The 26,225-nt window shown below is 62.8% G+C and carries 24 protein-coding genes and 1 tRNA gene; 11 read left to right on the forward strand and 14 right to left on the reverse strand.

The window, feature by feature from the left end:
• Positions 1-19: 19 nt before the first annotated feature.
• Positions 20-907, forward strand: a complete 888-nt coding sequence (trxA, locus tag HU737_RS19770; protein ID WP_186556616.1) for a thioredoxin — start codon at positions 20-22, stop codon at positions 905-907.
• Between the two features lie 495 nt (positions 908-1,402).
• On the opposite strand, the gene HU737_RS19775 is transcribed toward trxA, so the two are convergent.
• Positions 1,403-1,744, reverse strand: a complete 342-nt coding sequence (locus HU737_RS19775) for a hypothetical protein (RefSeq protein ID WP_186557339.1) — start codon at positions 1,742-1,744, stop codon at positions 1,403-1,405.
• 132 nt (positions 1,745-1,876) lie between these two features.
• Here HU737_RS19775 and HU737_RS19780 point away from each other — a divergent pair, with 132 nt between their 5' ends.
• From HU737_RS19780 to HU737_RS19800, 5 genes are all read left to right on the forward strand, one after another.
• The gene (locus HU737_RS19780; protein ID WP_186557338.1) at positions 1,877-2,452 is read left to right on the forward strand and encodes a DUF2796 domain-containing protein; all 576 of its coding nucleotides are present in this window, start codon (positions 1,877-1,879) and stop codon (positions 2,450-2,452) included.
• On the forward strand, positions 2,453-3,163 hold the full coding sequence (locus tag HU737_RS19785) for an ATP-binding cassette domain-containing protein (RefSeq protein ID WP_186557337.1): 711 nt from the start codon (positions 2,453-2,455) through the stop codon (positions 3,161-3,163).
• On the forward strand, positions 3,163-4,428 hold the full coding sequence (locus HU737_RS19790; RefSeq protein ID WP_186557336.1) for an ABC transporter permease: 1,266 nt from the start codon (positions 3,163-3,165) through the stop codon (positions 4,426-4,428). Before HU737_RS19785 ends, HU737_RS19790 begins: the two co-directional genes overlap by 1 nt.
• A 9-nt stretch (positions 4,429-4,437) precedes the next feature.
• Complete coding sequence (locus HU737_RS19795) at positions 4,438-5,028, forward strand: DUF3299 domain-containing protein (protein ID WP_225915628.1); 591 nt, start codon at positions 4,438-4,440, stop codon at positions 5,026-5,028.
• A 109-nt stretch (positions 5,029-5,137) separates the two neighbouring features.
• The gene (locus tag HU737_RS19800; RefSeq protein WP_186557335.1) at positions 5,138-5,821 is read left to right on the forward strand and encodes an OmpW/AlkL family protein; all 684 of its coding nucleotides are present in this window, start codon (positions 5,138-5,140) and stop codon (positions 5,819-5,821) included.
• Positions 5,822-5,863: 42 nt separating this feature from the next.
• Here the strand turns inward: HU737_RS19800 and HU737_RS19805 are convergent, their stop codons facing one another.
• Complete coding sequence (locus HU737_RS19805) at positions 5,864-7,060, reverse strand: MFS transporter (protein ID WP_186557334.1); 1,197 nt, start codon at positions 7,058-7,060, stop codon at positions 5,864-5,866.
• Between the two features lie 102 nt (positions 7,061-7,162).
• Between HU737_RS19805 and HU737_RS19810 the strand changes: the two genes are divergently transcribed.
• Complete coding sequence (locus HU737_RS19810; protein ID WP_186557333.1) at positions 7,163-7,603, forward strand: winged helix-turn-helix transcriptional regulator; 441 nt, start codon at positions 7,163-7,165, stop codon at positions 7,601-7,603.
• 30 nt (positions 7,604-7,633) lie between these two features.
• Here HU737_RS19810 and HU737_RS19815 read toward each other — a convergent pair whose 3' ends face one another.
• Together HU737_RS19815 and HU737_RS19820 are read right to left on the reverse strand one after the other, a co-directional pair.
• Positions 7,634-8,566, reverse strand: a complete 933-nt coding sequence (locus HU737_RS19815) for an NAD-dependent epimerase/dehydratase family protein (RefSeq protein ID WP_186557332.1) — start codon at positions 8,564-8,566, stop codon at positions 7,634-7,636.
• Positions 8,559-9,443, reverse strand: a complete 885-nt coding sequence (locus HU737_RS19820; RefSeq protein ID WP_186557331.1) for a sugar nucleotide-binding protein — start codon at positions 9,441-9,443, stop codon at positions 8,559-8,561. Before HU737_RS19820 ends, HU737_RS19815 begins: the two co-directional genes overlap by 8 nt.
• Before the next feature lie 298 nt (positions 9,444-9,741).
• Here HU737_RS19820 and HU737_RS19825 point away from each other — a divergent pair, with 298 nt between their 5' ends.
• Both HU737_RS19825 and HU737_RS19830 read left to right on the forward strand, forming a co-directional pair.
• Positions 9,742-10,788: a hypothetical protein gene (locus HU737_RS19825; RefSeq protein ID WP_186557330.1), complete on the forward strand. Its 1,047-nt coding sequence runs from the start codon at positions 9,742-9,744 to the stop codon at positions 10,786-10,788.
• A gap of 18 nt (positions 10,789-10,806) precedes the next feature.
• Complete coding sequence (locus HU737_RS19830) at positions 10,807-11,646, forward strand: alpha/beta hydrolase (protein ID WP_186557329.1); 840 nt, start codon at positions 10,807-10,809, stop codon at positions 11,644-11,646.
• 6 nt (positions 11,647-11,652) lie between these two features.
• Here HU737_RS19830 and HU737_RS19835 read toward each other — a convergent pair whose 3' ends face one another.
• Positions 11,653-12,462, reverse strand: coding sequence for a helix-turn-helix domain-containing protein (locus HU737_RS19835; RefSeq protein ID WP_186557328.1), 810 nt, complete (start codon positions 12,460-12,462; stop codon positions 11,653-11,655).
• 179 nt (positions 12,463-12,641) lie between these two features.
• Between HU737_RS19835 and HU737_RS19840 the strand changes: the two genes are divergently transcribed.
• Positions 12,642-14,084, forward strand: a complete 1,443-nt coding sequence (locus HU737_RS19840) for an alanine/glycine:cation symporter family protein (RefSeq protein ID WP_186557327.1) — start codon at positions 12,642-12,644, stop codon at positions 14,082-14,084.
• Between the two features lie 71 nt (positions 14,085-14,155).
• Entirely contained in the window at positions 14,156-15,145 is a 990-nt protein-coding gene (locus HU737_RS19845; RefSeq protein WP_186557326.1) for an asparaginase, read from the forward strand.
• Between the two features lie 195 nt (positions 15,146-15,340).
• On the opposite strand, the gene HU737_RS19850 is transcribed toward HU737_RS19845, so the two are convergent.
• The 9 genes from HU737_RS19850 to HU737_RS19890 form a co-directional block, all read right to left on the reverse strand.
• Positions 15,341-15,436, reverse strand: a tRNA-Sec gene (locus tag HU737_RS19850).
• Positions 15,437-15,442: 6 nt separating this feature from the next.
• Complete coding sequence (gene selB / locus HU737_RS19855; RefSeq protein WP_186557325.1) at positions 15,443-17,365, reverse strand: selenocysteine-specific translation elongation factor; 1,923 nt, start codon at positions 17,363-17,365, stop codon at positions 15,443-15,445.
• The gene (gene selA / locus HU737_RS19860; RefSeq protein WP_186557324.1) at positions 17,362-18,789 is read right to left on the reverse strand and encodes an L-seryl-tRNA(Sec) selenium transferase; all 1,428 of its coding nucleotides are present in this window, start codon (positions 18,787-18,789) and stop codon (positions 17,362-17,364) included. Before selA ends, selB begins: the two co-directional genes overlap by 4 nt.
• A 194-nt stretch (positions 18,790-18,983) precedes the next feature.
• Positions 18,984-19,904, reverse strand: coding sequence for a formate dehydrogenase accessory protein FdhE (fdhE, locus tag HU737_RS19865; RefSeq protein ID WP_186557323.1), 921 nt, complete (start codon positions 19,902-19,904; stop codon positions 18,984-18,986).
• Positions 19,905-19,908: 4 nt separating this feature from the next.
• Positions 19,909-20,571, reverse strand: coding sequence for a formate dehydrogenase subunit gamma (locus tag HU737_RS19870; protein WP_186557322.1), 663 nt, complete (start codon positions 20,569-20,571; stop codon positions 19,909-19,911).
• Positions 20,568-21,518: a formate dehydrogenase subunit beta gene (gene fdxH / locus HU737_RS19875; protein ID WP_186557321.1), complete on the reverse strand. Its 951-nt coding sequence runs from the start codon at positions 21,516-21,518 to the stop codon at positions 20,568-20,570. Before fdxH ends, HU737_RS19870 begins: the two co-directional genes overlap by 4 nt.
• Positions 21,518-24,586: a formate dehydrogenase-N subunit alpha gene (fdnG, locus tag HU737_RS19880; RefSeq protein WP_186557320.1), complete on the reverse strand. Its 3,069-nt coding sequence runs from the start codon at positions 24,584-24,586 to the stop codon at positions 21,518-21,520. The genes fdxH and fdnG overlap by 1 nt, the downstream gene beginning before the upstream one ends.
• Before the next feature lie 164 nt (positions 24,587-24,750).
• The gene (locus tag HU737_RS26660; RefSeq protein ID WP_437182242.1) at positions 24,751-25,059 is read right to left on the reverse strand and encodes a rubredoxin; all 309 of its coding nucleotides are present in this window, start codon (positions 25,057-25,059) and stop codon (positions 24,751-24,753) included.
• Between the two features lie 280 nt (positions 25,060-25,339).
• A complete protein-coding gene (locus tag HU737_RS19890; protein WP_367616047.1) occupies positions 25,340-26,209 on the reverse strand; it encodes a DMT family transporter in 870 nt (289 codons plus the stop codon).
• Positions 26,210-26,225 lie beyond the last annotated feature (16 nt).

The raw sequence follows: 26,225 nt of genomic DNA on the forward strand, positions 1-26,225 counted from the left end.
GAGATTTGCGAGAGTCGCGATGAGCCAAGCCCCAGATAGCAACGCCCTGCCGTATATTTTCGACGCCACCGACGCCAACTTCCAGCAACTGGTCATCGAAAACTCCTTCCACAAGCCCGTGCTGGTGGACTTCTGGGCCGAGTGGTGCGCGCCGTGCAAGGCGCTGATGCCACTACTGGCGAAGATCGCCGAGGGTTACCAGGGCGAACTGCTGCTGGCCAAGATCAACTGCGATGTGGAACAGCAGGTGGTTGCCCAGTTCGGCATCCGCAGCCTGCCCACCGTGGTGCTGTTCAAGGACGGCCAGCCAGTCGACGGTTTTGCCGGTGCCCAGCCTGAGTCGGCCATCCGCGCCCTGCTCGAACCGCATGTGCAGATGCCGGCGGCGCCCACTGCTTCGCCGCTCGAAGAAGCCAAGGCGCTGTTCGCCGAGAGCCGCTTCGCCGATGCCGAAACCGCGCTCAAGACCCTGCTGGGTGAAGACAACAGCAATGCCGAAGCGCTGATTCTGTATGCGCGCTGCCTGGCCGAGCGGGGTGAGTTGGGTGAGGCGCAAGTGGTGCTCGATGCGGTCAAGACCGATGAGCACAAGGCGGCCCTGGCCGGCGCCAAGGCGCAACTGACCTTCCTGCGCCAGGCTGCCAGCCTGCCGGAGGCGGCCGAGCTCAAGAGCCGCCTGGCGCAAAACCCGCAGGACGATGAGGCCGCGTATCAACTGTGCATTCAGCAACTGGCGCGTCAGCAGTACGAAGCGGCGCTCGATGGCTTGCTGAAGTTGTTCCAGCGTAATCGCGGCTATGAGAACGGCTTGCCGCAAAAGGCAGTGTTGCAGGTGTTCGAGTTGCTCGGCAGCGATCACCCGCTGGTCAGCGTCTATCGTCGCAAGTTGGCGGCGGCGCTGTTCTAACAGCGCCAACGCTCATCGCGGGGCAAGCCCGCTCCCACGAGGCTCGCCACTAGGGACTGCATGAATAGTCTTAGGCTTTTCGTACAGAGCCGAAGGTCACGTGGCTCGCCACTAGGCCTGCATGAAAAGTCTTAGGCTTTTCGTACAGAGCCGAAGCTCACGTGGCTCGCCACTAGGCCTGCATGAAAAGTCTCAGGCTTTTCGTACAGAGCTTAAGCTCACGTGGCTCGCCACTAGGCCTGCATGAAAAGTCTCAGGCTTTTCGTACAGAGCTTAAGCTCACGTGGCTCGCCACTAGGCCTGCATGAAAAGTCTCAGGCTTTTCGTACAGAGCTTAAGCTCACGTGGCTCGCCACTAGGCCTGCATGAAAAGTCTCAGGCTTTTCGTACAGAGCTTAAGCTCACGTGGCTCGCCACTAGGCCTGCATGAAAAGTCTCAGGCTTTTCGTACAGAGCTTAAGCTCACGTGGGAGCGGGCTTGCCCCGCGATGCTTTTCATCCGAGCCAGTGATAAACCGGGGCATCCGCCCCGCTTTGCACCTTCACTTCACTGCTATGGCGCAAGCGCACCAGCAGGCGCTTGCCCGCCGCGGTACTGCCCGCCAGCCCTTCCAAGCGTTCCAGCAACTCTGGCCCACTCATCTGTCCAGCCGCGCGCAGCACCTCACGCGCCGCCGCCCACTGGCCATCGTCCTGGCGTGGCGCTGCACTCGTCGTGGAAACTACCGCCTCTGCCACCGGCACCTCCAGCTGACGCCCCAACTGCGCCCACTCCTCCGGTTCCAGCTCGATGCTCAGATCCACCGGCCAGTCACCAATCGTTCCGCGTATTCTCACGAAGCCTTCCTTCCAACAGGATCAATGGCGTCCATGCTCCCACGACATGAAACCTTCGCCAAGCGGCTGGCGTGGCCAAGAAAAGTTGTTATAACATTACCAAACCCTTCCCGCACGCTCCCGGAGTCGTCCATGCGCCGCCTGCTCCTCGCCCTGCCCTTCGCCTTGCTGCCCCTGGCCGTGACCCATGCCCACGACGACCATGACCATGATCACGACCATGCCCACGGCAGCCTCGGCGCTCATGAACATGGTGTGGCCAAGCTCAATGCGGTACTCGACGGCAGCACCCTGGAACTGGAACTGGACAGCCCGGCGATGAACCTGGTGGGCTTCGAGCACGCCGCCAGCAGCGACGCCGACAAGGCCAAAGTCGCCGCCGTGCGCCAGCAGCTCGAACAACCCTTGAAGCTGTTCGGCCTGGCCAAGGCCGCCGGTTGCAGCGAAGACGCGCAAGAGCTGGAGAGCCCGCTATTCGGCGACCAGCCTGCAGCTGATGACGACGGCGACGCCCATGAGCACCAGCACAGCGATATCCATGCCCACTACCAATTGACCTGCGCCACGCCGGACAAGCTCAGCAGCCTCGACCTGACCCCGCTGTTCAAAGCCTTCCCGGCAACGCAGAAGATCAATCTGCAGCTGATCGGCCCCAATGGTCAGAAAGGTGTGGAGGCCACGCCGAGCAAAGCGGTGGTCGCCTTCTAAATGAGTCAGCCGCTGATCGACCTGCAAGATCTGCTGTTCGCCTGGCCGGGCCAGCCGCCACTGCTGGAGATTGCCCAGTTTCGCCTGGAGCGCGGTGAGGCGATGTTCCTCAAAGGCCCCAGCGGCAGCGGCAAGACCACCCTGCTCGGTTTGCTGGGCGGGGTGAACCTGCCCGGCCAAGGCAGCATTCGCCTGCTTGGCCAGGCCCTCGGTGAACTGAGCCAAGGCGCCCGCGACCGCTTCCGGGTCGATCACACCGGCTACATTTTCCAGCAGTTCAACCTGCTGCCATTCCTCTCGGTGCGCGAGAACGTCGAGTTGCCTTGTCGCTTCTCACGCAGTCGCGCCGAACGCGCCAGCCAGCGCCACGGCAGCATCGACCAGGCCGCTGCGGTGTTGCTAGCGCACCTGGGGCTGGACGATCCGGCCTTGCTCGCTCGACGTGCCGACACCCTGTCGATCGGGCAGCAACAACGGGTGGCGGCGGCGCGCGCGCTGATCGGCCAGCCTGAACTGGTGATCGCCGACGAACCGACCTCGGCGCTGGACGCCGATACCCGCGAGGCGTTCATCCGGTTGCTGTTCGACGAATGCCGGGCGGCCGGCTCCAGCCTGCTGTTCGTCAGCCATGACCAAAGCCTGGCACCGCTGTTCGACCGTCACCTGTCCCTGGCCGAACTCAATCGCGCCGCCAAGCCCCGGGAGGCCTGATGTACCTGCTCCGCCTTGCCCTGGCCAGCCTGGCCAACCGGCGTTTCACCGCCTTTCTGACCGCTTTCGCGATTGCCCTGTCGGTGTGCCTGCTGCTGGCCGTCGAGCGCGTGCGCACCGAGGCCCGCGCCAGTTTCGCCAGCACCATCAGCGGCACCGACCTGATCGTCGGCGCCCGCTCCGGGTCGGTCAACTTGCTGCTGTACTCGGTGTTTCGCATCGGTAACGCCACCAACAACATCCGTTGGGACAGCTACCAGCATTACGCCAAGGATCCACGGGTGAAGTGGGCCATCCCGATCTCCCTGGGCGACTCTCATCGCGGCTACCGGGTAATGGGCACCACGGGCGATTACTTCAGCCATTACCAATACGGTCGGCGCCAGCACCTGGAACTGAGCCAGGGCCGGGCGTTCGCCGATGATCCCTTCGAGGTGGTGCTCGGCGCCGAAGTGGCGGATGCGCTGCACTACGGGCTTGGCGACAAACTGGTGCTGGCCCACGGCGTGGCGGCGATCAGCCTGGTCAAGCACGATGACAAGCCGTTCACTGTGGTCGGTGTGCTCAAGCGCACCGGCACGCCAGTCGATCGCACCTTGCACATCAGCCTCGGCGGTATGGAGGCCATTCATATCGACTGGCACAACGGCGTGCCCGCACGCGGTGCCGGCAGGATCAGCGCCGAGCAAGCGCGGACCATGGACCTGCAGCCCGCTGCCATTACCGCGTTCATGCTGGGCCTGAACAACAAGATCGCCACCTTCAGTTTGCAGCGCGAGATCAACCAGTTCCGCACTGAGCCGTTGCTGGCGATCCTGCCAGGCGTGGCCTTGCAGGAGTTGTGGAGCCTGATGGGCACGGCCGAGCAGGCCTTGTTCGTGGTGTCGCTGTTCGTCGTGCTGACTGGGTTGATCGGCATGCTCACTGCCATTCTCACCAGCCTCAACGAACGGCGGCGGGAGATGGCCATCTTGCGTTCGGTCGGCGCCCGGCCTTGGCATATCGCCGGCCTGCTGGTGCTCGAAGCCTTGGCCCTGGCGGTGGCCGGTATTGCCGCCGGGCTGGGGCTACTGTACACCGGGATCGCCCTGGCCCAGGGCTATGTGCAGGCCAACTATGGTTTGTACCTGCCACTGGCCTGGCCCAGCGCACATGAGTGGACGCTGCTGGCTATCATCCTTGGGGCGGCATTGCTGATGGGTAGCGTGCCAGCCTGGCGTGCCTATCGGCAGTCGCTGGCCGATGGTTTGTCGATTCATCTCTGAGTAGTGGCAATGATCCAGAACCTTACACACCTGTTCGCTGCGGTTCGACAGTTCGACAAGCCCGCGCACAGGCGGGCAGCCACACAGCAAATCCTGTTGCTGCTGGTGCTGATAGCGCTGACGCCGCTAGCCTGGGCCGCAGAGCCGCGCGAGCTGGACTGGCCGGCGCTGATCCCGGAAGGCGCCCCGGTCATCCCGCCCCAGCTCACGCCACTGCACGACCTGTCGCAGATCGGCGACGCGCTGGCTGCCGAAGCCGCCCCCGCTGCGCGCCAACAAGCCCCCGCCGCGCCAGTGGTCAAGGCACTCGACAAGCAGCAGGTCAAACTGCCCGGCTACATCGTGCCACTGGAAGTCAGCGAAGAGGGCCGCACCACCGAGTTTCTGCTGGTGCCCTACTACGGCGCGTGCATCCATGTACCGCCACCCCCGTCGAACCAGATCGTGCACATTTTCAGCGAGATGGGCGTACGCGTCGAAGACCTCTATCAGCCCTATTGGATCGAAGGGCGCATGCAGGTCAAAGCCAGCAGCAGCGAGCTGGCCGACGCGGGTTATCAGATGGAAGCCGAGAAAATCTACGCTTATGAGCTGAAATGAGAACTGCTAGCGATTCGTGAAGCCAGTTCTTTGAGCTGGGTCAAACATTAGGTTTAGACGCCTCCGTACCATTGGACTACTCATTTAATAACGTCCTTTGGGAGCTTCCATGAACAAGTCCTTGCTCGGCGCCTCGCTCGTTGCCCTGGCGCTCGTAGCCCCTGTTGCCCACGCCCACCAGGCGGGCGATTTCATCCTGCGTGCCGGCGCCATCACCACCGCACCCAACGAAAATAGCGGCGACCTGAAGTTCGACGGCAACAAGGTCTCGGGCACCAAGGCTACTCTGGACAGCGATACCCAATTGGGCCTGACCTTCGCCTACATGCTCACCGATCACATCGGCCTGGAGCTGCTGGCGGCCACCCCGTTCCAGCACACCGTTGGCGTCAAGGGCCTGGGCGGCGGCCTGGACGGCAAGCTGGCGGACATCAAGCAACTGCCACCGACCCTGTCGCTGCAGTACTTCCCGATGGAGCCAAGCTCGAAGTTCCAACCGTACGTGGGCGTGGGCATCAACTACACCATGTTCTTCGATGAAGACCTGAGCAGCGAACGTAAACAGCAGGGCTTCAGCAACCTCAAGCTGCAAGACTCGGTGGGCCTGGCCGGCCAGTTGGGCATGGACTACATGATCACCGACAACCTGCTGGTCAACGCCTCGGTCTGGTACGTCGATATCGACACCAAGGCCACCGTCGATGGCCCAACCGCACTGGGCTACAGCAAGACCAAGGTCGACGTGGATGTAGACCCATGGGTCTACATGGTGGGCCTGGGCTACAAGTTCTGATCCATCGCCCTCACATGGCGGCTGCGGCCGCCATGTGTCGTTCTACTCCCCGCGTAGGCGCAGATACAGCCAATAACCCCAAGCCAGTGCACTGAACCCCGCCCCCAGTCCACACACCGCAAGCCAACCCCAGCGGGCATACACCCAACTTGCCGCCACTGCGCCCAGGCCACTGCCTACCGAATAGCAGCACATGTAGGCGCCGATCAAACGGCTGGCCATCTCTCCCCGCCCAGTCAACAGCAGCGTCTGGTTAGTGACATGCACCGCCTGCACGGCGAAATCCAGCAGCAGCACGCCCAACACCAGCGCCAGCAACGAGTGTTCGAGCAATCCACTGGGGATCCACGCCAGCGTCAACAGCGCCAGGGCCAGCCCCGTGGTGCGCTGACCGTGGCCTTGATCGGCCAAACGTCCAGCGCCCGATGCGGCCAGTGCCCCGGCAATTCCGGCCAGGCCGAACAGACCGATCTGGGTATGGGTCAACGCCAGTGGTGCAGCACTGAGCGGCAATACCATGGCACTCCACATCACGCTGAATGCGGCGAATATCAACAGCGCGAACGCACCGCGCTGACGCAACAGACGGTCGTGTCGATACATGCGCAGCACCGAAGCCAACAACTGCAAGTAACTTACTGACGCTGTCACCGGCTTGGCGCTAGGCAGCGTTTGCCAGAGCAGGCAGGCCATCAGCACAGTCAACCCGGCAGCGGCGAAATATACGCTGCGCCAACCGGCCAGATCGGCCGTCACACCTGCAACCAGGCGCGCTAGCAAAATCCCCAGCACCACGCCACTGGTGACCGTACCCACGGCCCGTCCCTGCTCGGCGGGGGTGGCCAAGGTCGCGGCATGGGCCACGACCACCTGCACCAGCACCGCCATCAGGCCGAGCATGCTCATGGCTACCAGCAGCAGCGCCCAGTCCATCGCCATGCCAACAGCCAGCAGGGCCAACGCCGAGAGCAGCAACTGCGAAAGAATCAGGCGCTTGCGGTCGAACAGATCGCCCAGCGGAACCACCAGCAGCAGCCCCAGCGCATAACCGGCCTGGGTCGCCCCCACCACCAGTCCGATCCGGGCTGTCGCTACGCCTAGGCTGGCAGCCATCGACTCCAGCAATGGTTGGGAGAAATACACCGAGGCCACAGCCAAGGCGCAGGTCGCGGCGAGCAATAGCGTCAGGGAGCGGCTCAGCGGGATTTGGCCGACGGTCGCAGACTGGATCGAAGACATGTGCACTACCTTGCCAATCTGGTTTCAAAATGAAACCACATGCTGGCTTTCTAGCAAACCTGGTTTTAATCTGCAACCAGAACTGAAGAGAAGGCTTGGCTCATGCTCGACCCACAAAATAAACAATGCCCGGTGGCCCGAGCCCTCGAGGTGATTGGTGATCGATGGGCGCTGATGATTCTGCGCGATGCTTTCGACGGCCTGCGGCGCTTCAGTGAGTTTCAGAAAAACCTTGGTCTGGCGAAGAACATCCTCGCCTCACGGTTGAAACTGTTGCTGGAGAGTGAATTGCTGCAGTTGCAACCGGCCTCGGATGGCAGTGCCTACAAGGAATACGTACTGACCGAGAAAGGCCGCTCGGTGTTTCCGATCGTGGTTGGAATGCGCCAGTGGGGGGAGCGGTATCTGTTCGAGGCGGGGGAAGTGCGATCGCAATTGGTGGACAGTGCTCAGGGGCAGCCGGTAGAGGTGTTACAGGTGCGGGCTAAGGATGGGCGGGCACTTGCGCCTGGGGATTGTCTGAGGCGTACGGTGCGGCATTAGGTTTTGGGGCCGCTCTGCGGCCCTGAAATCTCAGCCTTTACCCAATAACTGCGCCAACCCGACAACGATCGGCGTCGGCTCAGGAAACGCAAATCGCGCCAACAACCGCTGGTTATCCGCCCGCGAATGACGGATATCACCCGAACGCGCCGCGCCGTAACTGACCTCAGGCAAGCTGCCCACCACCTGCTTCAACGCCGCCAACAACTGGTTCAGCGAAGTCGCCTGGTTCAGTCCGATGTTCACCGCGCCCTCCTCGACCTGCTCCTGCTCCAGCGCCTGGACCATCACCTGGACCAGATCGCCGACATAGAGGAAATCGCGAGTCTGCTCGCCATCGCCGAACACGGTAATCGGCTTACCCTGCGTGGCACGCTCACTGAAGATGCTGATCACCCCCGAGTAAGGCGAGGATGGATCCTGGCGTGGCCCGAAGATATTGAAGAAGCGAAACACCACCGGCTCCAGGCCATGCTGGCGACGGTAGAAGTCCAGGTATTGCTCGCTGGCCAACTTATCCACAGCGTAGGGCGTCAACGGTGCCTTGGGCGTATCCTCGACAATCGACTGCCCTTCGCCATTGTTGCCATACACCGCCGCGCTGGAGGCGAACAGCACCCGGCGCACGCCATTCAGACGCATCGCTTCGCAGACGTTCAGCGTGCCGATGAAGTTGCTCTGGTGGGTTTTCACCGGGTCGTCGACCGAGGCCTGCACCGAAGCCACGGCGGCCAGGTGCACCACTGCACGGCAACCGCTGGCCGCGCGGGCAACCAGTTCAGCGTCGGCCACATCACCTTCGATCAGTTCAAGCTTGGGATGATCCAGGCGTAGGTTGGCGCGTTTGCCAGTGGAGAGATCGTCGACAATGCGCACGGCGTAGCCTTTATCCAGCAACGCATCGCACAAGTGCGAGCCGATGAAGCCGGCACCGCCGGTGATCAGGATGGGAGCATCAGCCATGTCGGTAGAAACGGTCCAGTAGGGGCGGCAAGCCGGCGCGCCAGGCGCGTGGCTTGATACCAAAGGTATGGAGGATTTTCTTGCAGGCCAGCACCGCATTCTGCGGCTCTTCGCTGGCATCCGGGCGGGCCGCGTGGGCCTGCGCGGTCGGCGCCTGCACGGCCAGCTTGTGCCACTGCTGCGCCTCACTGAGGATAGCCTGCCCCAGCGCCAGCGGCGTGGTCGCCTCGTTGCCAGCGTAGTGGTAGGTGCCCCACAGCGGTGCATCGCAGTCGAGCTGCTTGATCACCGAGAGGATGACCCGCGCAGCATCGTCCACCGGGGTAGGATTGCCACGGCGATCGTCCGCCAGGAGCAACTCCTGCGGTTGCTCGGCGCGGGTCAGGAAGCGGCCCAAGGCCCCGTCGATGCTCTCGTCCAGCACCCAACCGAAGCGCAGCAGCACATGCTGCGGACAGGTCGCCCGCACGCTCTGCTCGATGCGCCACAGCGCCTGGCCACGGGTGCCCAGCGGCACCGGCTCGTCTTTTTCGCTGTAGGCGGTGGCCCGCGAGCCATCGAACACGCGATAGCTGGAAGGCTGGACGAGGATCATCTCGTGGTGCTGGCACAGCTCGGCCAGGCGCTCCACCGCGCGTTCTTGCTGGGCAAGCCGCTGTTCGCTGACCGACTCGGCCTGGAACCAGTCGAAGTAATAGGCGAGGTTGATCACCACATCGGGGCGATGCTCATCCAGCAGCAGGGTCAGGCTGGCCGGATCCCAGCCTTTTTCCGGCGGGCGCGGCGCCAGGAATCCGATGTCCTCCTCGGCCCCGAGACGAATCAGCGCTTGCCCGAGGGCATTGCCACCACCCAACAGCATCAGGCGCATACGCATAGGGTCTAAAGGTCCGCTCAGGTCGATAAAAGGAAAGAAAGCATTTTGCGGTTTCCAGCAGGGGAAGTCCAACTTGAGCGCGGTAACTGCGCAATCGCCCCTGCCGACTCAAGCCCCTGGACTTGCCACTTTGCACCGTAGGAAACGCCCTATAGACCCAGCGGAATGAGCTGACTACCGCGCCAAGCATTTCCAGCGCCCAATAGTTAGTTCTCTCCCTTGACGGTATTTAGGCAGCCTGCCTGATGCTCGACAGGCGGGATTACCGAAAAACAGTAGTAACAAGGAATGTTTGCACATGCAGGATTCGGAATTCGCCTACCTAAGCTTTGAGCCCAAGCAAGCCCAGGCCTTGGTCGCAGCCTGCCAAGCCCTCGCTAATCTGGGCGGACCGCAAACCCCCGGCGTGGCCCAGCTCGCCCGCACATGGGCACAGCGCCTGGAACGCCAGCTTCATCCCAGCCAGCGCAACTTACTCAAGCGCTTTGCCCAAGGCAGGCTGGCAGCGTTGATGTACTCGCAGATGCCCTGCCCTTTTAGCGATCCGCTGCCGTCCAGGCTCCCTGAGTTATCCACCCTGGAACGCAGCACCCGCTGCCTGTACCTGGCTTCACGCAACCAACTGTTGCTGGAGATGGTGCGCTATCGGGCGTTTGCCTTCGACAGCGACAATGACGGCAAGCAGGTCAGGCTGATCGGCAACTTCACTGGCCAGGCCAACGTCCCTTCGCGCCATCAGGGCACCGGCCCAGCACCCCGCGCGGCTGCCCACACAGGCGTATCCCTCGACCCGCATACCGACGCGCCCTATCAGTGTTCGGTAGTCGCCTGCCAGGGAAGTTCCCCGGCGCCCTCCGCGCTGATTATTACCGCGCGCTGGAACCCCGCCGATGAACCCACCCACATCATTCCGCTACGCGGCATCATCGAACAGCTAAGCAGCGTGCACAGCCTGGCGCTGACATCGGCATCTTTCGAGCTAAAAACCCGCCACCACGGGCAGACGCAGCAGGACGTTGAAGCCAGGGCTGCCACCTCATTGCTGCAGTTCGACCCAGATGGTGGCTTCGCCATGCGCTACAACGCTAGCCGCTTTAGCCTCAGTAAGTACGCCAGCAAGGCGGCGGCGCAGGCTTTCGAGGCGCTTCAAACGCTGGTCAGCGAAGCCTTGCCAATTCCCTTCGTGCTGCATGCCGATACTGCTCTGTTGGTCAATAACAGCCGCGCACTGCACGGGCGCAACACGCTACAAGACGGCCGCCGTCTGTTAGTACGGCTGTTCGGCTATTCTGCGTTCGCCAAACCGCTGGTAATCAACGAAGATCCGCTGCTGGTACGCGGCTGAAACCTGTAGGAGAGAGGGATGGATCTCACAGCCACCGCTGAACAACGCGCTTGCTGGCAATACGACGAGCCTGCCCCCGGTGCGGAACGGTTCATCGAAGAGGCATTCGACAGCTACCGCCAGCAGGCGCGAATGCTGCTCGCGGATGCCGAACAGGCACCGTCAGTTTTTGTGGTCGGGGGTGCCCGCTCGGACTTCACCCGGCTCAACCCGCTGCTGTACCGCTTGCAGCAGCAGGGTATCGGCTCGCTGACCGGCAATCTGTCCGGCCATAGCCGGGCCAGCGAACCAGGCGCCCTGGCACCTTCGCTGGCCATCAACCTGGCCGAGGCGTTGCGCTTTCATCGGCATATCGCCGAGCAGTGCGACACCTTGATTGGCCACAGCCTGGGCGGGGCGATTGCCCTGAAGATGGCGGCGCAGCTACCCGCGGTGCGCAAACTGGTGCTGATCTGTCCTGCGGTGTATCCGGACGCCGCACACCAGGCGCCCTTCGGCCCGGCGTTCAGCGCCGCGATCCGCCAGCCCTACGCCTTCCTCGATTGCGACAGCTATGGGTTCCTGCGCCAGTTCCAGGGCCGGGTACTGCTGGTGATCGGTGAGTACGATGGGCTCAACTCCAAGGCCTTCGGCCAAGGCCCAGGCACGTCGGCAGGCACCCGCTGGTTGTCTGGGGTGCAGCGCTACAGCCCGATCCCGGAAGAAGTCACCCACGCGCTGGTGCGCTCGGTGCCGGCGCCACACGTGGAGTGTCTACTACTGACCGACTGCGACCATGGCATCGCCGCGCATCTGCGCGATGCGCCGCAGGTGGCCGATCAAGTCGCCGAAGTGGTGGCGGCGTTCATCCGCGATTGAGCACGCTCACTCGATCTCGAATAAGCCATTGCTCAACGGCCCGACGCTAAGCCGCTCGCGTACGTCGTCATCGATCCGTGGGTCATCCGGGCGATACAGTTTGACCTGGCGATAGGCGTTGATGCGGTTGATCTCCTCGCCGAGGAACTCCCACACCACCCGGGTACAGGCGGGGTTACGTCGGTCGCCACTGGAAACCCCGGTCTTGAGCCCATTGAGGCGGGTGATGCGGCTCTTGAAGCTGGGGATGAGGATGGTCTGGCTCATCTCGTTGAGGGTCAGCGACTCGTAGTCGATGAGAAATACCCGGTCCTGTAGTTGAAACGCCGCCCCCAGGTAGCGGCAGCGTACTTCGGCGTGCACGTCAGTGGCACTGCTGCGCTCTTGGCGCTCCTGGCGCTCGAACAAGAAGCTGCCGCGCTCTTCACGCAGGTGCACCAGCGAAACCAGGATCGAGCCCGGCACCGACATGCAGTTGGAGTATTCGAAGTAATAGCCGCAGTACCGCGACAGGTTGCCGGCATGCTCATGCAGCGGTTTGAACAGCTCGCTGATCGGGTCGTGCTGGCCGCTGTGCTCCGACGGAATGCGCGCGCCGATCAGCCGGGCGAACTGCTCGGGGGGCAAATTCAGCTCGTAATCCTCAACCCCGAAGAAATCGCCAATGCGCTTGAGGTTGTAAGCCGTCGGACGGCTCTGCCCACTCAGGTACTTGTTGAACTGCGCGCGGTTGATCGACAGCTGCCGGCAAACCTCCGAAATAGAGCGGTAGTGGCTGCAGGCCAATTTGAGGTTGTTAGCGAAATGATCGCTCATGAATCGAGTCCCAGCTGATGCGAGTGATGCAAGTCTAGCATCAAGTCGCATCAAGTCAGAGCAACCCGCGAAATTGTAACCACTCTTGTCATGGCCAACCATGCGCCCCAACGAAAAGCGGTGCGTCGTTGCCGCCCGTGTCTTTCCACGCGAAGAATAAGAATCGAGGTCATTTGCCAATGCTCGAAGCACTTAACGATTTCCTGTCCGGGAAACTGCTCATCGTCCTGATCGTCGGGCTCGGTAGCTACTTCACCATCCGTTCGCGGTTCGTCCAATTCCGCCACTTCGGCCACATGTTCGGTGTGTTCAAGGAATCCCTGCGCGGCCAGGCTGGGCAACTGAGCTCGTTCCAGGCGCTGATGCTTAGCCTCGCCGGTCGCGTTGGCGCCGGTAACATCGCCGGTGTCGGCATCGCGGTGACCCTCGGCGGACCCGGTGCGGTGTTCTGGATGTGGGTGACCGCGCTGGTGGGCATGTCCAGCAGCTTCTTCGAGTGCACCCTGGCCCAGGTCTACAAGCGCGCCGATGGCGATGGCCTGTATCGCGGCGGCCCGGCGTACTACATCCTGCATGGCCTGAAGCGCAAGAACATGGCCATCGTGTTCTCGATCCTGCTGCTGGTCACCTACGGCTTCGCCTTCATCGGCCTGCAGTCGTACACCGTGACCCATTCGCTGCAGAACGCCTTTGCCTTCGATCCGAAACACACCGGTATCGTCCTCGCCGTGCTGCTGGCCCTGACCTTCATCGGCGGCATCAAGCGCATCGCCGCGGTGTCGGACTTGCTGGTACCGATCAAGACCCTGGCCTACATCGGCGTAACCCTGTACGTGATCGGCACTCAGATCGAACACGTGCCGGCCATGCTGGAAACCATCTTCAAGAGCGCGTTCGGCCTTGATCCTGCGTTTGCCGGCCTGCTCGGCAGCGCAATCGTCATGGGCGTGAAGCGTGGCGTATTCGCCAACGAAGCGGGCTTGGGCAGCGCACCTAACGTGGCGGCCGTCGCTGCCGTGAAGCACCCTGGCGCGCAAGGCGTGGTCCAGGCCTTCAGCGTGTTCCTCGACACCTTCGTGATCTGCACCTGCACCGCACTGCTGATCCTGCTGTCGGGCTTCTACACCCCGGGTTTCGAAGGTGACGGCATCGTCCTGACCCAGAACTCGCTGGCCGCCGTGGTCGGTGACTGGGGCCGCCTGTTCGTCAGCGTCGCGCTGTCGCTGTTCGTCTTCACCTGCATCCTCTACAACTACTACCTGGGTGAGAACAGCCTGCAGTTCCTCAGCCGCAATCGCTTTGTGCTTCTGGGCTTCCGTGGCCTGGTTCTGGCGTTGGTGGTGTGGGGTTCGATGCAGGACTTGTCGACCGTATTCGCCTTCGCCGATATCACCATGACCTGCCTGGCCTTCGTCAACCTGATCGCCCTGGCCCTGCTGTTCAAGATCGGCCTGCGAGTGATGCGCGACTACGACGCCCAGCGCAAGGCCGGGATCAAGCAGCCGGTGTTCGACTCCAGCAAGTTCCCCGATCTGGACCTGGATCGCGCCGCCTGGCCTGTACCCGCCCAGGCTGAAACAACCGCTGACAACGCAGTCGGCCAAGCGCAGACTCAGCACTGATATCCTCCCCTGCCAGCCGCCCCGTTCGCGGGCGGCTGCCCCTGCCCAGCTCACCGCTACGGAATGCTCCCATGCGTGCAGTCAAGAATCTTCTGGTCCTCTACACCGGTGGCACCATCGGCATGCTCGAGACCGCCGAGGGCCTGGCCCCGGCTGGTGGTTTCGAGGCGCGGATGCGTGAGCACCTGGCCCAGCGCAGCGATGCGCCGCAGTTGCAGTGGACCCTGCGTGAAATGAACCCGCTGCTCGACAGCGCCAACATGCAGCAAGCCAACTGGCTGGCGATGCGCGACGCCATCGTCGAAGCGGTGGAGCGCAATGGCCATGACGGCGTGCTGGTGCTGCATGGCACCGACACCCTGGCCTATAGCGCGGCGGCGCTGTCGTTTTTGTTGCTTGGCCTGCCCACGCCGGTGCTACTGACCGGCTCGATGTTGCCCGCAGGCGCCCCCGACAGCGATGCCTGGGACAACCTGATCGGCGCGCTGCGCCTGTTTGAAAGCGGTCTGGAAGAGGGTGTGCAGCTGTACTTCCACGGTCAGCTGCTCCATGGCTGCCGCGCCTCCAAGCTGCGCAGCGAGGCGTTCGATGCGTTTGCCGCCCTGCCCCGTCATCGTGATGGCGAGCGGGCCGAGGCGACTCCGGCGGTGCTGGATTATCGCCAGCCGCGCCAGCCGGTGAAGCTGGCCGTGCTGCCGGTGTTTCCGGGGTTGCAGGCCGAGCATCTGCGTGGGCTGCTCGACAGCGGCGTGCAGGGGCTGGTGTTGGAGTGCTATGGCAGCGGCACTGGGCCTTCGGATGATCAGGCATTGCTCGATGCGCTGCATGACGCACGTCAGGGCGGGGTGATGATCGTTGCAATCAGCCAGTGTCCGATCGGCTCGGTGGTGTTCGATACCTATGCGGCTGGTAGCCGGCTGCGTGATACCGGCTTGGTCAGCGGTGGCGGCATGACCCGAGAGGCAGCGCTGGGCAAGTTGTTCGGGCTGCTCGGGGCCGGCTTGGATGTGCAGGCGGCGGAGCATTGGTTTGCCCTGGACCTGTGCGGCGAGCGGGCTTGAGCACCTGAAGTCGCGTGCACCTATCGCGGCGGCGGGCTTGAGCACCTGAAGCGGTATGAACCATCGTGGGAGCTGGCTTAAGCCCGTGAAGTAATACTAACCTATCGTGGGAGCGGGCTTGCCCCGCGATAGCGCCTTTGCCAACGCCACTGTGGGCCCAGGCAAGCCCGCACCAATCTCTGCGGACAATTGAAATGGCGGAAGGCAGCGGGAGTCGAACCTGCCCGGGAACGGCTGCCGTCCCCAACCGGGTTTGAAGCCCGGCCGCGCCACCGGGCGCGATTGCCTTCCTTGAACTCAGTGCCCGTTCTGCTGCTGGGCCAAGCCGCTATCGAGACGAATCTGACGCTGATCGCCAACCCGGCGGGTCAGGCCAATCCGATCGAAATATTCCAGTATCTGCACACTGCGCTTGCGACCAATACCCAACCTGTCGCGAAACGCTGCCACCTGCACAATAGGATTCCCCGCCGAATGCTGCAACAGCAGGTCGGCCATGCGCCGCAGCGTCGCCTGAGGATAGAACAGATCGCGCACCACCTGATGTACCAGGCCCAACCTCGCCAGCTTGCGCAATAGCAAGCGCACCTCGGCCTCTTCGCGCTGCTCGGCTTGCGCGAGCGTCCTGACCCAGGGCGGATCGAACTCACCGTTGAGCAACAGCGGCTCCAGCTGCGCCCACAACGCCGCATCCGCCGCGCTCAGTTGCACTTGGTGATCCGGCAAGTGCAGCCACGGCCCACTGCTGGCGATGGCACCCTCGCTCAACAACTCTTCGAGCAGACTGACGAAGGCCGCTCGCTCCAACGGCAAGGCGACGAAACGGCGCAGGCGATCCCGGTCGGGGCCCAATTGGTCGGGCTCTTGCTCATGAAACCGCGCCAACTGCTCCCGCACGTGCTGTTTCAATGCTTGCCACTGGGCCTTGGCGAACAGCAGTGGCCCTTGCCGGGTAGCGATCACCTGCACCGCCTCAGGCAAGCACCAGCTGTCACGTCGACGATTGAACTGGCGTTCCAGCCGCTGCGGATCGAGGCCTGCGGGCGCTGCATCGAGCAGTGCCGGCAAGGCTTGCTCCACGTCCTCGGCATCGCGCAATACGGCCAGCTGACGCAGGCGCAGCTCACTGCGCCGCTGCCGGCTCGGCGCGAAAGGATCGAGCACGCGGCCCCCGCCAAGAGTCCGCTGCGCACGCTGGTCGCGCAGTACCAGACGATCACCCTGCACCGCCTGCAACGGCGCATTGAGCTGTAACTGGGCGAACATGCGCTGCCCAGGCCGTAGCTGCTCGCCCTCCAGCAAGGCCACCCGCGCAGTGACGTCCTGGGTGCCGAGGTGCACATGCACCGGGCTGAAATGCTCGAACGGCCGCGTCTCACCCGGCAGCAGGAAAAGTTCGATATCCACCCGTACGCTCGGTGCATGCAGCCAGTCGGCCACCAGCCAGTCGCCGCGATGGATCTGCTCCAGGGCCAGACGCTCGCCGGCGATGTTCAACGCCACCCGCTGGCCAGCCTCGGCAACCAACGCGGGCTGATTCTGCGCATGCAGGCCACGCACTCGCACCGCTTTGGCCGACTTGCCGAGCAACAGGGTATCGCCCGCGCTGACCCGCCCGGCCAGCGCCGTGCCGGTCACCACGATCCCGGCCCCGGCAATGGAGAACGCCCGGTCCACCGCCAGGCGAAAACCGCCCTGGATACTGCGTTGGCTGACCCTTACCTGCGCCGCTTGCAGGGCCTGGCGCAATTCAGCAATGCCTGCGCCGCTGATGCTGGAGACGAGAAATTGCTGCGCTTGGGCATAAGGCCCCGGCGCCAGCAGCGCTGCCACCTGTGCCTGTACCTCATGCACCCGCTGTGGCTCGACTCGGTCGCACTTGGTAATTGCCACCAGCGCCAGGGGAATGCCGAGCAGTTCGATGATCGCCAGGTGCTCGCGGGTCTGTGGCATGACCCCATCGTCGGCAGCGACCACCAGCAACACCAGGTCGATGCCCTGGGCGCCGGCAAGCATGTTGTGGATAAATCGCTCATGTCCCGGCACATCGATGAAGCCGGTCAGTGGCGCACCGTCGGCCAACGCCGCATAGCGGTAGCCCAGGTCGATGGTCATGCCCCGGGCGCGCTCTTCCTGGCGCTGATCGCCCGCCTGGCCGGTCAGGGCTTGAAGCAGCGCGGTCTTGCCGTGGTCGATATGCCCGGCGGTGCCGACGATCACTGCAGCGGCCCTCCTTGCAATGCAGGCAGTTGCGCCAACCATTGCTGTTCGTCGTCCAGCTGGCGCAGGTCGAGCCACAGCGCGTCGTCGTCGATGCGTCCAAGCACCGGCACCGGCAAGCTCCGCAAGGCTCGTTCAAGAGCATGCAGGCTGCGTCCGCGGAGCTTCTTCGAGGTTTGTGGGCGCAGGCATAACGCCGCGCTGGGCAGCCGCGCCACAGGCTGGCTACCACTGCCGATCATGCCCAGGGACGCTTGCACAGTTACCATCCATTGCGCGCCTAACTGAGCTGCCAGTGCCGGTGCCAGGCGCTCGGCTTGGGCATGGATTTCAGCCTGCGGACGGGTCAGCAGGCGCAGGCTGGGCAGGCGTTCGGCCAGGCGATCAGGGTTGCGGTACAGCGCCAGCACCGCTTCCAGCGCTGCCAGGGTGATCTTGTCGACACGCAGGGCGCGCTTGAGCGGGTTCTTCTTGATCTTGGCGATCAACGCCTGGCGGCCGACGATGATGCCGGCCTGCGGGCCGCCGAGCAGCTTGTCGCCACTGAAGGTGACGATATCGGCGCCATCGGCCAGGGCCTGGCGCACGGTCGGCTCGGCGGGCAGGCCCCAGCGGGTCAGGTCGAGCACGCTGCCGCTGCCCAGGTCTTCGAGCAGCGGCAGGCCGTGTTGCTGGGCAATCTGCGCCAGCTGTGCGGTGGGCACCTGAGTGGTGAAGCCCTGGATGCTGTAGTTGCTGCAATGCACGCGCATCAACAGGCCGGTGCGTGGGTTGATCGCCGCCTCGTAGTCGCGGGCGTGGGTGCGGTTGGTGGTACCGACTTCGTGCAGGCGCACGTTGGCGCGGGCCATGATGTCGGGGATGCGGAAGGCGCCGCCAATTTCGATCAACTCGCCACGGGAAATGATCCCTTCTTTGCGCGCGCCGAGGCTGTTGAGCGCCAGCAGCACGGCGGCGGCATTGTTGTTGACCACGGTGACCGCTTCGGCGCCGGTGAGCTCGCGGATCAAGCCTTCGATCAAGTCGTCGCGGTCGCCGCGCTTGCCGCTGGCCAGGTCGAATTCGAGGTTGAGCGGGTAGCGGGCGGCGGCTTGCATGGCCTCGATGGCCTCCTCGGGTAGCAGCGCGCGGCCGAGGTTGGTGTGCAGGACCGTGCCGGTGAGGTTGAACACGCGGCGAACCCGGCTTTGTTGCTGGATGGTCAGACGCTCGCCTGCGCGGCCGAGGAGCACTTCAGCGGACAGCTCGGCGGGGCTGAGTTGGCTTAGCTGGGCGGGCTCGCGCAGGTCGTCGAGCAGTTGGCGCAAGGTGGCCAGGGTAGCGTCGCGGCCGTGGCGGTCGAGCAGCGGGTGACAGGCTGGATGGCGCAACAGCGTATCAACGGAGGGTAAGCGCAGGGTGTTTGCGGCGAAACTGGCAGGCATGCGGGGACCTTGCTTGAGCGGTGTCTGTTCTGGCCCTATCGCGGGGCAAGCCCGCTCCTACAGGCCCTGTGCTGTATTCAAAATCAGCAGAAGCCCTGGGGCACCCTGATGTATTCAAAGTCAGTACAGATCCCTGTGGGAGCGGGCTTGCCCGCGAATGGGGCGACCCGATCCTGCAGTGTAGACACTCACCCTCAACCCGGCGCCAGCAGCAGGTTCGGCGCCAGCCGCTGGAAGCCTTCCTGATCCAGACGCATGTCCAGCGCCAGGCTGGCCAGATCATCGGCCAAGGGCTCAGCAACAGCGTCATTTTCCAAGTAGCACTGTTTCAAATAGACATTACAGCCCGGACAGCACTCCGCCCGCAGCGGCGCCTTGCCGGGGGCATGGCGGTCATCTTCCAGGCTGCTGTAGCGCAAATCCTTGCTTGAGTCGCAGTACACACACTTGACCCGCACCACATGCCACTCGCAAGCACACAGCGAGCAGGCCAGATAGCGCAGGCCGTTATGCCGGCCGCGGTTGCGCACAACTCCCGCCATCGCGAGCGAGCCACAGGCCGGGCATTGGCCGAGGCTGTCTGCGGGCTTGAGTTCGTGGCTAGGCAGGTTCAGCAACCAATACGTCCATGCCGCCTGCAGCGCCGCGCCTATGAACGGCACCAGCGCTGCCGGCACCAGGTCGTACTGACCACCCAACAAGGCAATGCCCCAGCTTTTGAGCTGGGGCTGATCGCTCAAGCGTAGCGCCTTCAACGCATCTGCCAGCGGGCCACTGCCCTGCTCGTCGAAGCGCTCAAGCAAGGCCGGCAGCCACACTAGCCAAGGCCCTTCGCGCACCAGGCTGTCCGCCGCCAGCGGCGCCAGGCCATGACTTATGCACAGGCGCTGGCGCTCCTCGGCCAGCGGCAGGCCGCTTGGCGGAGCCAGCAGCAGCTGTTGCTGAATCCGACACAGCCGAGCGATCAAGCGCAGGTAAGCGCCCAATGCATGCCCTTCAGCCAACTGCTCCAGGCGCGCCGCGCGTACGCTGAAGACATCGGCAGAGGGCAGATGGATGAACGGCGGGGTGGTCGCTGCCGCCTCGATCTGCCCAGGTTCAAGTATCGTGCTCAAGCGCTCACCCTTCTTTTCTGCCGGGCACTGGTGGCGGCTTGTCGCCGGTCACCTCCCGGTACCACAGTTCATGATGCTTGCGTGCCCAGGCGCGGCTGACCCAGCCATGCAGCATGGCGCCGACCGAGCCCTTGATCCAGATGCCGGCGTAGATGTGCACGATGATGCTGAGTATCAGCACAAAACCGGCAAAGGCATGGGCCAGGCTCGCCAGGCGAATCGCACCAATGTCGAAGAAATGGCTGAAGTACGCACGCCAGATCACCACGCCACTGAGCAGCAATACCAGCATGCACAGCAGCAAGGTCCAGAACAGCAGCTTCTGCCCGGCGTTGTATTTGCCAATCGGTGGCACCCCTTCTTCTTTGTTGAGCATCACCCGGTCGATACGCCGCAGCCACAGGCGGTCATTGGCGGTGATGAAGTTAGCGCGCCAGAAGCGCACCACCAGGCCGAGGAAGAACACGAACATCGCCACGCCCAGGAACGGGTGCAGGATGCGTGTCCACGGCCCGCCACCGAACAGATGACTGAGCCAGAACAGCGCCGGATGAAACAGCGCCAGCCCCGACAGCCCAGCCATGAAGAACAGGATCGCGACGATCCAGTGGTTGGTCCGTTCGTTGGCGTTGTAGCGCAGGATTGGTTTGTGCTCACGCTGGTTCATGGCCGCTGCTCCCCTGTTCCGCCGGGCTTGGTCGGGTCATACACGTGTACCGCCGGGTCTACCTGGTGGACGCTGTTATCCACAGGCGCAGGATGTTCATCCTCCTCGACCCGCTGCGGGCCGACCCGCACGTAGTGGAAGAAGCCCGCCAGCACTGCCGCGCCCATGGCCAGCAGCGCCATCGGCTTGCTGATGCCCTTCCACAGCCCGACCAGCGGGCTGATCACTGGCTGATCCGGCAAGCCGGCATACAACCGTGGCGTGTCGGCGTGGTGCAGCACGTACATCACATGGGTGCCACCGACGCCATCGGGGTCGTACAACCCAGCATTGTCGAAGCCACGTGACTTGAGGTCGACGATGCGCTCGGCGGCATGCACCTTCATCTCATCCTTGCTGCCAAACACGATCGCTCCGGTCGGACAGGTTTTCACGCAGGCCGGCTCCAGGCCCACGCTGACGCGGTCCGAGCACAAGGTGCACTTATAGGCCTTGTGGTCTTTCTGCGAAATGCGCGGGATGTTGAACGGGCAGCCGGTGATGCAATAGCCGCAGCCGATGCAGTGGTCCTGGTTGAAGTCGACGATGCCATTGGCGTGCTTGATGATCGCCCCCGGGCTGGGGCAGGCCTTCAGGCAGCCGGGATCGGCGCAGTGCATGCAGCCATCCTTGCGGATCAGCCACTCCAGGTTGCCGTCGTCACGCTCGTGCTCGGTGAAGCGCATCAGGGTCCAGGTTTCAGCGCTCAGGTCTTGTGGGTTGTCGTAGGTGCCGTGGTTGTGGCCGACCTCGTCACGCAGTTCGTTCCACTCCGAACACGCCACCTGGCAAGCCTTGCAGCCGATGCACTTGGTGGTGTCGATCAGCTTGGCGACTTCTTCCAGCTGGCGAATCGAAGACGGCGCGGTGGTGGTGGCCGAGCGGGCGATGATGTCTTGGCTGGCCATCAGACTTTCTCCACGTTGACGAGGAACGACTTGGACTCCGGCGTCTGGGTGTTGCCATCACCGAGGAACGGCACCAGGGTGTTGGTCAGGTAGCCGTGGCGGGTGATGCCGGTGAAGCCCCAGTGCAACGGGATGCCGATCTGGTGCACGGTCTGGTTGTTGACCTTGAGCGGACGAATCCGCTTGGTCACCACCGCCACCGCCTCGATATGCCCACGCTTGCTCGACACCCGCACCCGATCGCCAGCCTTGATGCCCTTCTCATTGGCCAGCACCTCGCCGATCTCGACGAATTGCTCGGGCTGGGCAATGGCATTGAGCCGGCAGTGCTTGCTCCAGAAGTGGAAGTGCTCGGTCAGCCGGTAGGTGGTCGCCGCATACGGGAACTCCTGATGAGTACCCAGGGTGTCCCACACCGAATCGAAGATGCGCCCGGCCGGGTTGCTGGTGGCCTTCTTGTTTTGCGGGTGCAGCGGATTGATGCCAATTGGCGTCTCGAACGGTTCGTAGTGCTCGGGGAATGGCCCCTCGGCCATCTTGTCGATGGCAAAGAAACGCGCCACCCCTTCAGGGTTCATGATGAACGGGTTCATCCCGGCCTCTGGAGGCGAGGCGACTGCGAAGTCCGGCACATCGGTGCCAGTCCAAGCACTACCGTTCCACCACACCAGGCGTTTTTTCTCTGGATCCCACGGTTTGCCTTGCGGGTCGCTGGAGGCGCGGTTGTAGAGAATCCGCCGGTTGGCCGGCCAAGCCCAGGCCCAGCCTTGCGCCTGGTGCATGCCGAACGGATCACTGTTGTCGCGCCGAGCCATCTGGTTGCCCTGCTCGGTCCAGCTACCGCTGAAGATCCAGCAACCAGAAGCGGTGCTGCCATCATCCTTGAGCAGGCCAAACCCGGCCAACTGCTGGCCTGCCTTGACCAGGGTACCGGTCGCGTCGGTCTGATCGGTGATTGCCCAGCCGTTCATCTCCTTGGCCAGCTCCTCAGGCGAAGGCTCGTCGGCGATCTTGTACGGCCAACTGATGTTCAGCAGTGGATCAGGATAGGCGCCGCCCTCGCTCTGGTAACGCTGACGCAGACGCAGGAACAGCTCGCTCATGATCTGCACGTCCGTGCGCGTCTCGCCAGGGCCATCGGCGCCCTTCCAGTGCCACTGCAGCCAGCGACTGCTGTTGACCAGCGAGCCATCTTCCTCGGCAAAGCAGGTGGTCGGCAGGCGGATCACTTCAGTGTGGATGTTGGCCGTGTCGACATCGTTGAACGGCCCGGCGTTGCGCCAGAACTCCGAGGTCTCGGTGGCCAACGGGTCCATGATCACCAGCCACTTGAGCTTGGCCAAAGCGGCTGTAACGCGGTTCTTGTCCGGCAGCGCGGCGATCGGGTTGAAGCCCTGGCACAGGTAGCCGTTGACCTTACCCTGGCTCATCATCTCGAACATGCGCAGCACGTCGTAGGAGCCCACGTCGAGCTTGGGCAGCCAGTCGTAGCCCCAGTTGTTTTCCAGCGTGGCGTTGGCGCCATACCAGGCTTTCATCAGGCTGACGTGGAACTTGCCGTAGTTCTGCCAGTACGACAACTGCCCCGGACGCAGCGGTTTCATCGCTCGTTTGTCAATGAAGGCGGCGTAGTCCTGCTCGGCATCGCCGGCCAGTGTCAGGTAGCCCGGCAGCGAGTTGGACAACAGCCCCAGGTCGGTCAGGCCCTGGATATTGGAGTGGCCGCGCAAGGCATTGACCCCACCACCGGGCATGCCGACGTTGCCCAGCAGCAACTGCACCATGGCCGCACTGCGGATGATCTGCGCGCCGATCGAATGCTGAGTCCAGCCGAGCGCGTAGAGGATGGTCATGGTCTTGCCCGGCACCGAGCAGGTGGCGATCTCTTCCCAGATCTTCATCATCGCCTCCTGCGGCATGCCGCAGGTCATGCTGGCCAGCTCCGGGGTATAGCGGCTGTAGTGCTGCTTCATCAGCTGGTACACGCAACGTGGGTGCTGCAGGGTCGGATCGACCACGGCAAAGCCATCCGCGCCGAGCTCGTAGCCCCAGCCGGACTTGTCGGCGTACACCCGTTTTTCGGCGTCGTAACCGCTGAACAGGCCATCTTCGAAGCCATAGTTGGCTTTGACGATGAACGACACATCGGTGTAGTTGCGCACGTACTCGTGCTGGATCTTGTCGTTACTCAGCAGGTAGTTGATCAGCCCGCCCATGAAGGCGATATCGCTACCGGTGCGGATCGGCGCGTAGTAATCGGCTACCGAGGCGGTACGGGTAAACCGTGGGTCGACCACGATCAGCCGCGCCTGGTTGTGCGCCTTGGCTTCGGTCACCCATTTGAAGCCACAAGGGTGGGCTTCTGCTGCGTTGCCGCCCATTACCAGGATCAGATTCGCGTTGGCGATATCCGACCAATGGTTGGTCATGGCGCCACGGCCGTACGTCGGGGCAAGACTTGCCACCGTCGGGCCATGTCAGACACGCGCTTGGTTATCGAACCCCAGCATGCCAAGTGAGCGAACGACCTTGTGGGTCAGGTAGCCGGCTTCGCTGGAGGCAGCGGAAGCGGCGAGAAAACCCGTGGTGAGCCAGCGGTTGACGGTCTGGCCCTGGGCGTTCTTCTCGATGAAATTGGCGTCGCGGTCGGCCTTCATCAGCCCCGCCACCCGATCGAGCGCTTCGTCCCAGCTGACCCGCGTCCATTCATTACTGCCCGGCTTGCGCACCTCGGGATACTTCAGGCGGTTGGGGCTGTGGATAAAGTCCAGCAACCCAGCGCCTTTCGGGCACAGGGTGCCGCGGTTGACCGGGTGATCGGCGTCGCCCTCGATGTGGATGATGTTCTGTTTGACGTTCTTGCCTGCATCACCCTGGCTGTACAGGATCAGGCCGCAGCCGACCGAGCAGTAGGGGCAGGTATTGCGCGTCTCTTTGGTGTGCGCCAGCTTGAAGTGACGCACCTGCTCGGCGAACGCCGGTGTCGGGGCCATGCCCAACGCCGCGAGGCTCGAGCCTCCAAGGCCGACGGCGGCGACCTTGAAGAACTGCCGACGGTTGAGATCCATCGTGCACTCCTGATCAGGGTTCGGGCGCCTGTTGTGGAGTCGGCGCCTCTAGACTTCACGGTAGCGGCAAACAGAGACCGCCAATCATCAAGACTAGCGAAGAATCCTGAAAGTGCGATGCCCCAGGTCAGGGAATGGGTAACCCGTGTTTGACTGCCGAGCGTTCACCGCTCCTGGGGAATGAAAACCTCCTTGCCCAGGCCGCAATCAGGACAGCGCCACTGCTGCGGAATGTCTTTGAATGCCGTACCCGGCTCGATGCCATGTTCCGGATCACCCCGTGCCGGATCGTAGCTGTCTGCAGCACAGACCACAAAGTCCACAAAGTCCACAAAGTCCACAAAGTCCACAAAGTCCACAAAGAACAACTTACGCGCTACCAGCCCCAAGGGCGGGGCATCGGTAATTCTGATACCGATATCGATGCTCCGCGATGAAGTCCAAACCTCCCTCATTCGAAGTGAGTTGCACATTGACATCCCGGTAGCACTCGAAAAACTCGGGAGTTAGTTGATGCTACGCTCCATACAAATAACAGGGCACCGCGATGCGAATAAGTGCTTGCGGGTTTTGGAGAAGGCGCTCTTTGAACCTGAATACATTGACCGAAGACTCAAGCAACTCTTTGCAGTGCGAATAGGCCTGAGCCCCCTCGGCTTTGACTTTCAACTGCCGAGTACTGCGCTCCAGCAATCGAATCGCTAATGCACTTTCAAGCTTGGATACTTGTACGTTTGTATTACCGAGAAAACGTCACCCGTAAAGATGCAGAAGCACAGCCCCTAACAACACCAGACTGACCCCACCAATCTGAATGACCGACAGCCGCTCGCGATAAAAGAAGTACCCCAGGATCGCGGCAATGCCGCCCGACAGGGTGCTGATGACGGTAACGACGGACACCGAACCATTGAGCGCGCCCCAGGAAAAAGCGGAGAATCCGCCCAGGTTGAAAAGACTGGCGCTGCATAGGGAGCCAAAGGTCTTCAAGCTGATCGTCGCGTGGTCCCGCAGCAACCTGAAGGCCTCAGGAATGAGGAACATGACCCCCACAGCATAACCCAGCGCCAACATGTTTACCGGCCCCAGCGCCGGCAAGGCGAACTTGCCCTGGATCCAGAAGCTGATGCCGTACAGCATGGCCGCCAGCAACGCAAACCCTACAGATACCGTGTTGGTGGCCTTGCGATCGAAGTCACCTCCATGATCACTGCGGCTGGCCAGTAGAACGCCAAAGAAGCAAACGAGAATGCCACTTACCTGCCACGCTGACAGGACATCACCGCCCAGCCACGCCAACAGCGTGGTAAATACGCCATACGAGGTGACCAAGGGCGCCACAACTGCAGTTTTTCCGACAGCAAAAGCCTTCGAAAGCGCCAATGCCCCAACCACGGTACACAGGGAAGCTATTATCCCTAGCCCAACCGCGACCCAGGGCGCAGATATGAACTTTTCCCACTGGCTGGCTGAAATGACAATAATTATTGTCATTAACAAAACCCCCAGCAATTGCCCGAAAAAAACCGCCCGCTTAACGCCAACCGCTCGTGCGTTGACGCCGACCAGGAAGTCCGTCGCCCCCCAGAACACCGCCGCCAGCAACCCCATCAATACGTCCACAGTAATGTTCCTTATT

It is taken from the genome of Pseudomonas urmiensis (assembly GCF_014268815.2).
Taxonomy (GTDB): Bacteria; Pseudomonadota; Gammaproteobacteria; order Pseudomonadales; family Pseudomonadaceae; genus Aquipseudomonas; species Aquipseudomonas urmiensis.